Source organism: Kluyvera sp. EC_51, from assembly GCF_019584505.1.
Classification (GTDB): domain Bacteria; phylum Pseudomonadota; class Gammaproteobacteria; order Enterobacterales; family Enterobacteriaceae; genus Kluyvera; species Kluyvera sichuanensis.
Genome location: NZ_VDAG01000010.1, coordinates 72,823 through 84,679 on the forward strand (window position 1 = coordinate 72,823; position 11,857 = coordinate 84,679).

The following is an 11,857-nucleotide window of genomic DNA, read 5'->3' on the forward strand; positions in this document are numbered from 1 at the left end:
CACGATGCTACAAAATGTAAAGTTGTGTCTTTCTCGTGACTTAGCCTAACGTAATCGTTGAAAATTCGCGTATTGCCCCTACGATATGGGTAATCGCATAGTGCGTTTTGTTAAAAAGAGGTTAAAAGTAAATTATGATGCGAATCGCGCTCTTCCTGATGACCAACCTGGCGGTAATGGTTGTGTTTGGGCTGGTGCTAAGCCTGACAGGAATTCAGTCGAGCAGCATGACCGGTCTGCTGATTATGGCGCTGCTATTTGGTTTCGGCGGTTCCATTGTGTCATTGATGATGTCGAAATGGATGGCACTGAAATCAGTTGGTGGTGAAGTGATTGAGCAGCCGCGTACCGAACAGGAACGCTGGCTGGTAGACACCGTTGCGCGTCAGGCGCAGCAGGTGGGTATTGCTATGCCGCAGGTTGCGCTGTACCACGCGCCGGATATGAACGCCTTTGCTACCGGTGCGCGTCGTGATGCGTCGCTGGTAGCCGTGAGCACCGGTCTGCTGCAGAACATGAGCCGTGACGAAGCGGAAGCCGTTATCGCCCATGAAATCAGCCACATCGCAAACGGCGATATGGTCACCATGACTCTGATCCAGGGCATCGTGAACACCTTCGTTATCTTTATCTCTCGCGTTATCGCGCAGATTGCGGCCGGTTTCCTCGGCGGCAACCGTGATGATGGCGAAGAGAGCAGCAACGGCAACCCGCTGATTTACTTCGCGGTAGCCACGGTGCTGGAGTTGGTGTTTGGTATTCTGGCGAGCATTATCACCATGTGGTTCTCGCGCTACCGTGAATTCCACGCTGATGCGGGCTCCGCAAAGCTGGTTGGTCGTGAGAAGATGATTGCCGCGCTGCAGCGTCTGAAAACCAGCTATGAGCCACAGGAAGCCAGCAGCATGATGGCATTCTGCATCAACGGTAAATCCAAATCGCTGAGCGAAATGTTCATGACGCACCCACCGCTGGATAAGCGCATTGAAGCGCTGCGCAGCGGCGAATATATGAAGTAACAGGTTTACGTCAATAACGCTAAACGGCATCCTTGAATGCATCAGGGATGCCGTGATTTAGTCCCTTCTTCTCATCGTGTTGATGCACCGCAAGCCGTGTTAATTCACCGACATTTGATATTCAATCATGCCGCTTTTTTTCGCTACCCAGTCATAAAGACGTTGCCCGCGTAGGTTAGTCTCATGTGTGTGCCAGTACAGACGGGAGGCTCGTTGCTCGCGTGCCTGTTGCTGCACGTATTCAATCAGCTGTCTGCCAATCTGCTGACCACGGACATCCGGGTTCACGAACAAATCCTCAAGATAGCAGTAATCTTCTGTGGCCCAGGTTGAGCGGTGGAACAAGTAATGTACAAGGCCCACAGCTTTGCCGTCACATTCGGCGATGGCACAAAGCATCGGTTCGCCAGAATCTAAAAAACGACGCCATGTCTGTTGAGTCACCGCGTCAGGGATATCGACGCGATAAAACGTTTGATACTGTTTCCACAACGGCAGCCACTGCGCATAGTCGCGCTCCGTTGCTGGCCTGATGATAACCTTTGCCAAATGACTACCTGCCTTTTTATCGTTCATTAATCTTCCTTATTTTCAAATAAAAGCCGCACCTTGATGCGGTAACGCTATGTTAGAAGAGGTTATGGTTCCTATGAAGTTCCACTTTATGTATCTTTATAGGTTCCACTTTTTTGCGGTGTATTGAGATGACAAAGCCCGTCGCCCCTTTGTTCCAGGACCTACTGTTACCTGGCGGCATTATTAAAGATCAGGTCTACGAGGTGCTCCGCCATGCCATTCTGGAAGGGCGTTTGGCGGCGGGCTCGAAAATACCGTCAAGCCGAGCGCTAGCTGAAATGATGGCGATTTCGCGCAACTCAGTTATTGCCGGCTTTGAACGTTTGCTGGATGAGGGCTATCTGATTGCGCGTAAAGGCGCGGGAACGTTTGTGACTGAAAGCATTCCGGACAAAACCATTGATGGACATTATCCGGTGCAGGAATCAACACCACCCGTATCGGCAGTCGGATCGCTCAATCCTGATATTGCGGCGCTGCGCCCCCTCTGGTCTGAAGGGCAGAAAAGTGATGGGATGAATCGCTTATTTGCCGTGGGCGTCGGCTGTACCGACCTTTTCCCTCATGATTTATGGGGGAGGCTGTTGGGACGGGTCTGGCGACAATCCCGGCACGAGCTTGGTTTGCATACGAACGCCTGTGGTTATCAGCCTCTGCGCCGCGCGATTAATCATTATATCCAGACCACTCGCGGCGTTAACTGCGATGAGAGCCAGATAATCATCGTCAATGGCATCCAGCAGGCGCTGAATGTCACCGCCCGGGCGTTGCTGCCTAAAGGTAGCGAAGTGTGGGTAGACAATCCCGGTTATGATGGCGCCCGAGGCGCCTTCACCTCTACAGGAGCGATTGTCAGGCCGGTCAGGGTCGACGAGCAGGGGATGAATATTCATGATGGGATACAGCACTTCCCCAATGCAAAACTGGTCTACACCGCGCCGTCACACCAGTTTCCATTGAGCGGGACGCTCAGCCTTTCCCGACGGTTAGCGCTGCTGGAGTGGGCGGAATCCCGGCAGGCGTGGATCTTTGAAGATGACTATAACAGTGAGTTTCGCTATGCCGCTCGCTCATTGCAGGCGTTGCAGGGGCTGGATAAATATCATCGGGTTATTTATTCCGGAACGTTTTCCAAAATGATGTATCCGGAATTTCGGCTGGGCTTTTTGGTCGTACCGCCGGATCTACGTGAGCAGTTTATGATGACCAAGTATTTCTCCGATCTCTGTACCGGCTATCTGGAGCAGGCCGTGCTGGCGCGTTTTATTGCCGAAGGCCATTACGCCAGCCATGTTCGCCGGGTGCGTAAAGCGTGCTATGAGCGTAAGAGCGCATTAGCAGCGGCGATAGCCGCTTATTTGCCGGGCAAAATGGTGGTACATCCGTCCGACTCAGGGATCCATATGGTGTGTTGGTTGGCCGACGGACTCACGGGGAAGGAGGTGGAAATGAAAGCCAGCCAGCTGGGTATGGGGATTCAATCCTTTGAACGCTATTGCCAGCGTCCAATGGCCCGAGAAGGTATTTTGCTTGGCTTTGCCAATCATTCCCCGGAGGTCTTGCAAGAGGGCATTCGTCGATTGGCCAGCGTGATTTGAACGCGCTTAAAAGTTAGGGGACTCTTACGTCAAAATCGCCCGGACAAGATTCGATTCTTAACACCGGGCGATGGCGATATGACAATACCGGCTTTTAGCTTTGCGCGCGTGGCTGGGTGACGCGCAGCCCGCTGAACAGCATAGCGACAACCGCCAGCGTACCGGCTAGCAGCAGCGACACATGGGTACCGCCATTGCCGAAGGCATTAAACATCAGCGCGACCAGAGCAGCACCGGTACTTTGCCCCAGCAGGCGTGCCGTACCGAGCATCCCGCTGGCACCGCCGCTGCGATTACGCGGCGCAGAGGCAATAATGGTGTGGTTGTTTGGTGACTGGAACAGCCCGAAGCCTGCGCCGCACAGCAGCATACGCCAGATAATATCGATATCGCTCGGTGACGATGGCAGCAGCGCTAGCCCAAACAGGCCGCAGGCCATAATCGCCATGCCCAGCGCTCCCAGCAGGCCCGCGTGAACGCGTTCGATAAGATACCCTGCCAATGGAGCCATCACCATGGTCGCCAGCGGCCACGGCGTCAGCAGTAAGCCGGTCTCTACTTCGGTACGGCCGACCACTGACTGCAGGAAGAACGGCAGCGATACCATTGCCAGCATCTGCGCGCAGAAAGAGCAAATAGATGTGCAGATAGAGAGTGAGAACAGCGGAATACGCAGCAGATCGACCGGTAGCAGCGGCACCGGTAACTGCAGTTGGCGACGCACGAAGAAGAAACCAATCACCAGCAGCCCAACGATTTCCAGCAGCACCACTTCGGTAGACTGCCCCTGAGCGAAACTGCTCAGTGCGGTGATAAGCAGACCGAAGGTCAGGGCGTTCATCACCGCGCTTGGCAGATCGAAACGCTGTGACTGGCTGCGGGTGCCGTTCGACGGCAGGAAGCGCACGGCCAGCAGCCAGGCAATAATCCCCAGCGGCACGTTAATAAAGAACAGCCACTGCCAGGAAGCCAGCGACAAAATGGCCGCGGCGATCGTTGGCCCGGCAGCTGACGACACTGCCACCACAAAGGAGTTGATACCCATCCCGCGTCCCAGTTGACGCTGTGGGTAAATCAGACGGATCAGCGCCGTGTTGACGCTCATCAGCGCTGCGCCCCCAAACCCTTGCAGAATACGCGCCAGCGTCAGCATCTCGAGCGAGTTAGAGAAGGCGCAGAACAATGAGGCGAGGGTGAAGACCACCAGGCCCGCTTTATAAATGCGGTGGTAGCCAATCATGTCGCCAAGGAAGGAGAGGGAGAGCAGGGAGATAACAATGGCAATCTGGTAGGCATTGACTATCCAGATGGAAGCCGCCGGGGAGGCGTTCAGGTCGGTAGCGATGGTGGGCAGCGCAACGTTGGCAATGGCACCGTCGAGAACGGCCATCGTAATGCCGATAACAATAGTCAGAATGGCGCCATAGCGTTGGGGGGTCGGCAGACCATCGATCAGGTTTCGAGTCATGTTAGAAACTTGTTTTTGTGTGAATTATTAACCAGAGAATGATTCTAGCATTGATTATTCGACCTAATGTCGCAGATTTGTAACCAGGTCACAGAAGTTTCATTGCTACAGACGCTTTGCGAAATTATAATAAAAACCGGTTCTAATTTTTATAAAACAGTTGCGATGAGGTGATAAATGTCAGCAACGGATTTGGACAAACAACCAGATTCTGTCTCTTCGGTACTCAAGGTATTTGGTATCCTGCAGGCACTTGGCGAAGAACGCGAAATTGGTATTACTGAACTGTCGCAACGCGTCATGATGTCGAAAAGCACCGTTTATCGCTTTTTGCAAACCATGAAGTCATTGGGATACGTTGCCCAGGAAGGGGAATCCGAAAAGTATTCACTCACGCTGAAGCTGTTTGAGCTGGGTGCTCGTGCCCTGCAAAACGTTGATTTGATCCGCAGTGCGGATATCCAGATGCGTGAGCTCTCTCGCCTGACGAAAGAGACCATTCACCTGGGTGCGCTGGATGAAGACAGCATTGTTTACATCCACAAAATCGACTCGATGTATAACCTGCGTATGTACTCCCGTGTGGGTCGTCGTAACCCGCTGTACAGCACCGCGATCGGTAAAGTACTGCTGGCCTGGCGCGACCCGGCAGAGGTTCGTCAGATCCTCGAAGGCGTTGAGTATAAGTGCAGCACCGAGCGTACGATTGCCAACACTGATGAGCTGATTACCGTTCTCGAGCAGGTCCGTAAACAGGGCTGGGGCGAAGATAACGAAGAACAGGAAGAAGGTTTGCGCTGTATCGGTGTACCGGTATTTGACCGCTTTGGCGTGGTTATCGCCGGTTTGAGTATCTCCTTCCCAACGCTGCGCTTCTCTGAAGAACGCCTGCATGAGTATGTTGAGATGCTGCATACCGCAGCGCGTAAGATTTCAGAACAGATGGGTTATAACGACTACCCGTTCTGAGTCAGCGATAAAAAAGCCCGGTGCTGGACTGCACCGGGCTTTTTTTTATCCATTTTTAACCGTTATCCACCACGCTCGTGCTCTTACGCAGCAGTGGGCAGCTGGAACGCCCCACCACGCCGTTGTCGCTGTGAAGATAAAATGCGGTGCTATAGCCCTGTGCGGTCAGATACTTACATTGCAAGCCCAGACCCCCAGCCGTCTTCTGACTCCCTGCCAATACGCCGTACCCGCTCAGAAGCACCCCGATGGCGACGATAACCAGAAAAACGATAGTTCTGATAAACAGGCGCATAAAAATTCCTCTTCTATTATATCTTTCATGAATACTACGTTACTGCAATAACGGATTGACACAAGTCTATGATTCCTAAAAGCGTGAGATGCCGTTACAGTTAGCCGCGGTTTAAGGTTAGCATGCTAACCTCGCTACATCTGAATAAGAATTCATGCGGAGAGTTGAGTGAAAAAGTTTCGGTGGGTATTACTGATACTCGTGATTGCCGCCTGCCTGCTGCTCTGGACCCAGATGATCAACGTAATGTGCGATCAGGATGTTCAGTTTTTCAGCGGCATATGCAGCATTAACAGGTATATACCCTGGTAAAACATTTTTGCCGGCAGCGATTTCCTTCCGTAATGTGAGTGGTAGAATGGATCGTTCTTTTTGAGGTGGTAAAATGAGTGATCTTGTAAGTTCTGGGGCATTAAATCTGGTATCTCTGGCATTTTCCTTCTTGCTGCTGTTAGTCGGTCTGGTGTTGTGGTTCTTTGTGAATCGCGCCAGTTCCCGTGCTAACGAGCAAATCGAACTCCTTGAATCGCTGCTCGACCTGCAAAAGCGCCAGAATGCGCTGCTGCGTCGTTTATGCGAAGCCAATGAGCCGGACGCGAAGGAAGAAGAGGCACCAAAAGCAAAAGCAGAAGACGTTAAAGAAGAAGACAAAGAAGATTTTATCCGTCTGGTGGCGGAACGATAACCTCTTTGTATGCTAACGCCGGGCAGCCTGTTCTGGGCTGCCGGACACCGCACGATGCACTTTTCTGGTGCTCATATTCCCTGAAAGCCTAATTGATATGCGTTACGCGACGAGATATTCACTTTGCGCAACTGGCGCGTTGCGTGGCGATATTCGCGCTCACGTATCGGTATAATCTATAACGTTATGTTATTGTTATTGATAAATCATTCCTAGGTTCTATTTATCACACCTTAATATTATTGTTCGTATTAACATTGTACGAACTGGACAATTAATCGCCCATTTGGCGAAGCATAATCCAGAGAGCAATAGCGAAACGTTTTTATTGCATTATGATGAAGCAATGTCACGAAAGTTTCATTATTTTGGTGCAATATAGTCCACGATGTTAATCGCCAGGACCGTGCTGGATAACCGCACTCATGTGAAGTACTTATAACCGGTTAGCCGAACGGCATGCGAAAATGTTATAGCGAAAATAATCTAACGATATAAAAATTTTTTGAGGCGATAAGGATATTCTGGACGCTGAAAAAATGTTGGTCTATGTTAAAAATGTCTTACGTTACCGTAAGCTAGGTCACATTTTAGATCTGCTAACATTCATTCAACGAAACGTTTTGTTGGGGAAAAATTCACCCCGTGTGGAAGGATTTGTTGGGATTTGTGCGGCCGATCGAGACACCTTTAAAAATGGCTTGCCATTATTATCGTTGTATGTGATAACACGTTTTGGGTTAAACGAGGTACAGTTCTGTTTATGTATGGCATTATCAGTAAAGAAGTTCTGAGTAAACACGTTGACGTTGAATACCGCTTCTCTGCCGAACCTTATATTAGTGCCTCATGCAGTCATGTCTCAGTTTTATCTATGAAAACGCCTGCGGGCGCAGAAAACACTCTAAGGAATTTTGCAAATGGCAAAGATTAAAGGTCAAGTTAAGTGGTTCAACGAGTCTAAAGGTTTTGGCTTCATTACTCCTGCTGACGGCAGCAAAGATGTATTCGTACATTTCTCTGCAATCCAGGGTAACGGCTTCAAAACTCTGGCTGAAGGCCAGAACGTTGAGTTCGAAATTCAGGACGGCCAGAAAGGCCCAGCGGCTGTTAACGTAACCGCTATCTGATTCGACAATCACTGATCTTGCAGCGCGTCAGCGTAACATTATCAGACATAAAGCCTCGCTAATGCGGGGCTTTATCATTTCTATGCCTGCCGCTTTTAACCGCCGCTTCGCCTTTCTCCCTCGCTCGAATAGCGGTACACTTTCGCCCTTTGAAATAGAGCCGGAGTTACTATGTCCTACAGTTGTCCGCTTTGCCACGCGCCGTTAACGCGCAGCGGCAATAGTTATCTTTGCCCGCAGCGTCACCAGTTTGATCGGGCGAAAGAGGGCTACGTCAATCTCCTGCCGGTACAGCACAAACGATCTCGTGATCCGGGCGATAGCGCAGAGATGATGCAGGCGCGGCGCGCGTTTCTCGATGCCGGACACTATCAGCCGCTGCGCGACGCCGTGAGTGTGAAGCTACATGCCATTACGCCTGAACATCTGTTAGATATCGGCTGTGGGGAAGGGTACTACACCCACGCTTTTGCCGCCGAGGCGCAGGCAACATGGGGACTGGACGTGTCGAAAACCGCCATTCGCTACGGTGCAAAGCGCTATCCGCAGGTGGATTTCTGCGTTGCCTCCAGCCAGCGTTTGCCGTTTGCTGATGCCAGCATGGACGCCGTCGTGCGGATCTACGCGCCGTGTAATCCGCAAGAGTTGAAACGCGTGGTGAAACCGGGCGGTTGGGTAATAACCGTTACGCCGGGGCCGCGTCATCTGGTTGAGCTGAAAGGGCTTATCTATAACGAAGTGCAGCTGCATGCGCCACATTCTGAAGTGCTGGACGGGTTTAGCCTGCAAAGTCACGACGCGTTAGCCTATCCGATGCAGTTGACCGGTCAGGAAGCGGTGACGTTATTACAGATGACGCCGTTTGCGTGGCGGGCGAAGCCGGAAGTGTGGGAGACGTTAGCGCAGCAGGTGCAGTTTGCTTGCCAGACGGATTTCGCGATTCACGCCTGGCAAAGAGATGCGGATTAACCCATATAGTGGGCGTAGAGGATTTGCGCGCCGATAGCGATCAGCACGATCCCACCCAGAATTTCAGCCCGTTTGCCGAGCAGCGGGCCGATAAAGCGACCGACCATCATACCAAGAGTTGACATCACAAAGGTGGCGCAGCCGATGGCAAATGCGGTGGCGAGAATATTGACTTGCAGGAAGGCCAGGCCAACGCCCACGGCCATCGCGTCCAGGCTGGTGGCAATTGCGGTGGTGACCAGCAGCCAGAAGCCGTGACGACGAGGTGTTTCTGCTTCTTCATCATCATCCGTACCGCGGATCCCTTCCAGTACCATACGTCCGCCGAGGAACACCAGCAGGACGAAGGCTACCCAGTGGCTCCACTCCATGACGAACTGGCTTGCCAGCATACCGAGGCCCCAGCCGATAAGTGGGGTAAGCATCTCAATGACGCCAAAAATCAGGCCAGTACGCAGGGCTTCAGAGAATTTCGGTTTGTGCAGCGTAGCACCCTTACCAATTGATGCAGCGAAGGCATCCATTGACATACCAAGGGCAAGAAGAATAGTGGCGGTTAAGTTCATGCGAAGGTCCAGACCGGGCAGTTTCCATACGACACATTCCTGCCCCCAGTAATCAGCAGTAATGCGTCTATGGTCTCGCTTGATTACGATGTAATCCGTACGCACCACGTTTTTCAACGAGTATGTTGACACGTACATTTCCATTTGATGGAAATTAGCTACTCCCCAACGACGGGCGCAACCTTAACATATTTTTAGAATATAAAACAACTCTAAGGCTTGCTTATTTAATCTTTTAATGATAACGATTTTCATTTAGATTTATTGCGTAATCAGAAGGTTAACAAATATGAAGGGAATGTGCGGAATAAACATAGCCAACGCTATAACTTAACTGCCTGAAAATAGCACAGATATAGCGATGGCTATATTTTAACTCATTGAGAATTAACGAGAAGTTTGTAGATCTTCTCCAGGTCATCAATATTCTTAACACGGACAAGAAGACGACGCTGTTCTAATTGCATCACCAGTACACCATCTTCCGATAAATTCATTTTTTGAATTCGGCTGTATTTAATCCAGGCATTTGCGAAGAAGAAACCTTCCGATTTAAAGATAATTTTCGGACTGCGGATCCAGAATAGATAAAAACCGGTCAGCGCCAGTGCACATAATAACCATGTGGTAATTAATGCGCCGTGGCTGGTCACATTGTTGTACACCAGGATAACGATCAACGCGACGAAGATAACGCTATCGACGCGGCCGGGGCGCAAGAGCGGGACGGATAGCAGGGTGGTGCCATGACGGCGGGGCATGATGAACTGGTCGTAGATGGCAAATGCCAGCATTGCCACAATAAAGAGAACCAGTACCAGATCCGTTAATGTCATTCAGCCTCCAGATAAAAAAAAACCGGGGGCAAGAGCCCCCGGCATACTACAGATATTACAGACCCAGCAGGCCGATTGCGTAGCCTACGATACCGATGACGAAGAAGCCAACGATGATCCACAGGGCGTTAACTTTCTTACGCAGCAGCCACATACAGGCGAAGGTCAGCAGCAGCGGTACCAGGCCCGGCATCAGCTGGTCCAGGATGGTCTGCACGGTGGTGACACGAGTCTGACCATCCTGACCAGTGATGGTTGAAACCACCAACGGGATGTTCACGTGCGTCCACTTGTTAACCAGGGCCCCCATGACAAACAGGCCGAGGATTGACGCCCCCTCAGTCAGTTTCTGCAGGAAGCCGCCGCCCATATCGGAAACGATATCGATACCTTTACGGTAACCGTAAGCAACGCCGTAGTAACGGGTTGCCAGACGGACCAGGTTGAACAGGATAAAGAACAGCAGTGGCCCAAGCAGGCTGCCGCTCATCGCGATACCGGCACCCAGTGCGGCGAATACCGGACGTACGGTACCCCAGAAGATTGGGTCACCCACGCCTGCCAGCGGCCCCATCAGACCTACTTTGATACCGTTGATAGCACCATCGTCGATCTCTGCGCCATTAGCACGCTGTTCTTCCATTGCCAGCGTTACGCCCAGTACCGGTGCCGCTACGTATGGATGGGTGTTAAAGAATTCCAGGTGACGCTTGATGGCTTGCTTACGCTCATCGTTGTTCTCTGGGTACAGGCGACGAATCGCTGGAACCATAGAGAAGCAGAAGCCCAGCGCCTGCATACGTTCGAAGTTCCATGAACCCTGGAACAGGTTAGAACGAAGGAACACGCCACGAATATCACCCGGAGTGAGTTTTTTCTCGGTGGTGGTAGTTTTAGTCATATCAACCATTTCGCTCACCTGTTAGTCCAGTTCGTTATCAAGATCGTTAGAGCCAGCCGCTTGAGCAGGGGCACCTGCCACGCGATTATATTTCGGGCTCAGCTGAATGTAGAGGATGGCCATAACTGCGCCAATCACACCCAGAGCAACCAGGTTGAAGTTTGTAAATGCTGCAGTCACGAAGCCGAGGTAGAAGAACGGCATCAGGTAGCCTGCACGCATCATGTTGATGACCATTGCATAACCTACTACCACGATCATACCACCGGCAATGTTCAGACCGCTGGTGACCACTTCAGGAATCGCGTTCAGCATGCCCTGAACTTCGCTGGTACCGACGGATACCGCAACGATGACCGCTGGGATAGCAATACGCATCGCCTGCAGGAACAGGGAGGAGACGTGAATCCAGGACAGCGCCGTCAGGTTACCGCTTTCCGCTGCTTTATCTGCTGCGTGCTGGAAGGCAACGGTAATGGTACGAACGATAATAGTCAGAACCTGGCCTGCTGCTGCCAGCGGGATAGCCAGGGCGATACCTGCGCCGATGCCCTGATGGCCGGCAATAACCAGAATGGTGGAAATAATGGAAGCCAGTGCGGCATCAGGTGCAACCGCAGCACCGATGTTCATCCAACCCAGCGCGATCATTTCCAGGGTACCACCGATGATGATACCGGTTTTCATGTCCCCGAGAACGATACCGACCAGGGTACAAGCGACCAGCGGACGGTGGAACTGAAATTCATCGAGTATTGATTCCATACCCGCAATACATGCGACGATGAACACCAGCACAATCTGAAGAGTGGTAATCTCCATTGTACTTCTCCTATTGCTTATAC

At 51.5% G+C, this 11,857-nt stretch carries 14 protein-coding genes and 1 pseudogene; 8 read left to right on the forward strand and 7 right to left on the reverse strand.

Annotated elements, in window-relative coordinates:
* Positions 1-134: 134 nt before the first annotated feature.
* Complete coding sequence (htpX, locus tag FHC49_RS03890; RefSeq protein ID WP_035891656.1) at positions 135-1,019, forward strand: protease HtpX; 885 nt, start codon at positions 135-137, stop codon at positions 1,017-1,019.
* Between the two features lie 99 nt (positions 1,020-1,118).
* Here htpX and FHC49_RS03895 read toward each other — a convergent pair whose 3' ends face one another.
* Positions 1,119-1,595, reverse strand: a complete 477-nt coding sequence (locus tag FHC49_RS03895; protein ID WP_185667648.1) for a GNAT family N-acetyltransferase — start codon at positions 1,593-1,595, stop codon at positions 1,119-1,121.
* Positions 1,596-1,723: 128 nt separating this feature from the next.
* Here FHC49_RS03895 and FHC49_RS03900 point away from each other — a divergent pair, with 128 nt between their 5' ends.
* On the forward strand, positions 1,724-3,193 hold the full coding sequence (locus tag FHC49_RS03900; protein ID WP_220438823.1) for a PLP-dependent aminotransferase family protein: 1,470 nt from the start codon (positions 1,724-1,726) through the stop codon (positions 3,191-3,193).
* Between the two features lie 94 nt (positions 3,194-3,287).
* Here the strand turns inward: FHC49_RS03900 and FHC49_RS03905 are convergent, their stop codons facing one another.
* Complete coding sequence (locus FHC49_RS03905) at positions 3,288-4,661, reverse strand: MFS transporter (protein WP_220438824.1); 1,374 nt, start codon at positions 4,659-4,661, stop codon at positions 3,288-3,290.
* A 177-nt stretch (positions 4,662-4,838) separates the two neighbouring features.
* On the opposite strand from FHC49_RS03905, the gene kdgR reads away from it, so the two are divergent.
* The gene (gene kdgR / locus FHC49_RS03910; RefSeq protein ID WP_185667651.1) at positions 4,839-5,630 is read left to right on the forward strand and encodes a DNA-binding transcriptional regulator KdgR; all 792 of its coding nucleotides are present in this window, start codon (positions 4,839-4,841) and stop codon (positions 5,628-5,630) included.
* 55 nt (positions 5,631-5,685) lie between these two features.
* Here kdgR and FHC49_RS03915 read toward each other — a convergent pair whose 3' ends face one another.
* On the reverse strand, positions 5,686-5,925 hold the full coding sequence (locus FHC49_RS03915) for a YobH family protein (protein ID WP_185667652.1): 240 nt from the start codon (positions 5,923-5,925) through the stop codon (positions 5,686-5,688).
* Between the two features lie 168 nt (positions 5,926-6,093).
* Here FHC49_RS03915 and mgrB point away from each other — a divergent pair, with 168 nt between their 5' ends.
* The 5 genes and pseudogenes from mgrB to rlmA all read left to right on the forward strand — a co-directional run bounded on the left by mgrB (position 6,094) and on the right by rlmA (position 8,709).
* Positions 6,094-6,237: a PhoP/PhoQ regulator MgrB gene (gene mgrB / locus FHC49_RS03920; RefSeq protein ID WP_185667653.1), complete on the forward strand. Its 144-nt coding sequence runs from the start codon at positions 6,094-6,096 to the stop codon at positions 6,235-6,237.
* 73 nt (positions 6,238-6,310) lie between these two features.
* Entirely contained in the window at positions 6,311-6,610 is a 300-nt protein-coding gene (locus FHC49_RS03925) for a YebO family protein (protein WP_185667654.1), read from the forward strand.
* 763 nt (positions 6,611-7,373) lie between these two features.
* Positions 7,374-7,518: pseudogene (locus FHC49_RS03930) on the forward strand (DUF2627 domain-containing protein).
* A 12-nt stretch (positions 7,519-7,530) separates the two neighbouring features.
* On the forward strand, positions 7,531-7,740 hold the full coding sequence (gene cspE / locus FHC49_RS03935; protein ID WP_001062678.1) for a transcription antiterminator/RNA stability regulator CspE: 210 nt from the start codon (positions 7,531-7,533) through the stop codon (positions 7,738-7,740).
* Positions 7,741-7,911: 171 nt separating this feature from the next.
* Positions 7,912-8,709 carry a 23S rRNA (guanine(745)-N(1))-methyltransferase gene (gene rlmA, locus FHC49_RS03940; protein WP_220438826.1) on the forward strand — a complete coding sequence of 266 codons (798 nt, stop codon included), beginning with the start codon at positions 7,912-7,914 and terminating at the stop codon, positions 8,707-8,709.
* Here the strand turns inward: rlmA and mntP are convergent.
* The 4 genes from mntP to manY form a co-directional block, all read right to left on the reverse strand.
* Positions 8,706-9,275, reverse strand: coding sequence for a manganese efflux pump MntP (gene mntP, locus FHC49_RS03945; protein ID WP_185667656.1), 570 nt, complete (start codon positions 9,273-9,275; stop codon positions 8,706-8,708). The two genes, rlmA and mntP, sit on opposite strands and share 4 nt — an antisense overlap.
* A 377-nt stretch (positions 9,276-9,652) precedes the next feature.
* Positions 9,653-10,111, reverse strand: a complete 459-nt coding sequence (locus FHC49_RS03950) for a DUF986 family protein (protein WP_185667657.1) — start codon at positions 10,109-10,111, stop codon at positions 9,653-9,655.
* A 55-nt stretch (positions 10,112-10,166) separates the two neighbouring features.
* Positions 10,167-11,021, reverse strand: a complete 855-nt coding sequence (locus FHC49_RS03955) for a PTS mannose transporter subunit IID (RefSeq protein WP_185667658.1) — start codon at positions 11,019-11,021, stop codon at positions 10,167-10,169.
* Between the two features lie 12 nt (positions 11,022-11,033).
* Complete coding sequence (gene manY / locus FHC49_RS03960) at positions 11,034-11,834, reverse strand: PTS mannose transporter subunit IIC (RefSeq protein ID WP_185667659.1); 801 nt, start codon at positions 11,832-11,834, stop codon at positions 11,034-11,036.
* Between the last annotated feature and the right edge of the window lie 23 nt (positions 11,835-11,857).

Bases quoted from the DNA above. Each gene is read 5' to 3' on its own strand.
- manY (WP_185667659.1), bottom strand. From the start codon at position 11,834: ATGGAGATTACCACTCTTCAGATTGTGCTGGTGTTCATCGTCGCATGT.
- FHC49_RS03955 (WP_185667658.1), bottom strand. From the start codon at position 11,021: ATGGTTGATATGACTAAAACTACCACCACCGAGAAAAAACTCACTCCG.
- FHC49_RS03925 (WP_185667654.1), top strand. From the start codon at position 6,311: ATGAGTGATCTTGTAAGTTCTGGGGCATTAAATCTGGTATCTCTGGCA.
- FHC49_RS03950 (WP_185667657.1), bottom strand. From the start codon at position 10,111: ATGACATTAACGGATCTGGTACTGGTTCTCTTTATTGTGGCAATGCTG.
- FHC49_RS03915 (WP_185667652.1), bottom strand. From the start codon at position 5,925: ATGCGCCTGTTTATCAGAACTATCGTTTTTCTGGTTATCGTCGCCATC.
- FHC49_RS03900 (WP_220438823.1), top strand. From the start codon at position 1,724: ATGACAAAGCCCGTCGCCCCTTTGTTCCAGGACCTACTGTTACCTGGC.
- FHC49_RS03905 (WP_220438824.1), bottom strand. From the start codon at position 4,661: ATGACTCGAAACCTGATCGATGGTCTGCCGACCCCCCAACGCTATGGC.
- cspE (WP_001062678.1), top strand. From the start codon at position 7,531: ATGGCAAAGATTAAAGGTCAAGTTAAGTGGTTCAACGAGTCTAAAGGT.
- FHC49_RS03895 (WP_185667648.1), bottom strand. From the start codon at position 1,595: ATGAACGATAAAAAGGCAGGTAGTCATTTGGCAAAGGTTATCATCAGG.
- htpX (WP_035891656.1), top strand. From the start codon at position 135: ATGATGCGAATCGCGCTCTTCCTGATGACCAACCTGGCGGTAATGGTT.
- mntP (WP_185667656.1), bottom strand. From the start codon at position 9,275: ATGAACTTAACCGCCACTATTCTTCTTGCCCTTGGTATGTCAATGGAT.
- rlmA (WP_220438826.1), top strand. From the start codon at position 7,912: ATGTCCTACAGTTGTCCGCTTTGCCACGCGCCGTTAACGCGCAGCGGC.
- kdgR (WP_185667651.1), top strand. From the start codon at position 4,839: ATGTCAGCAACGGATTTGGACAAACAACCAGATTCTGTCTCTTCGGTA.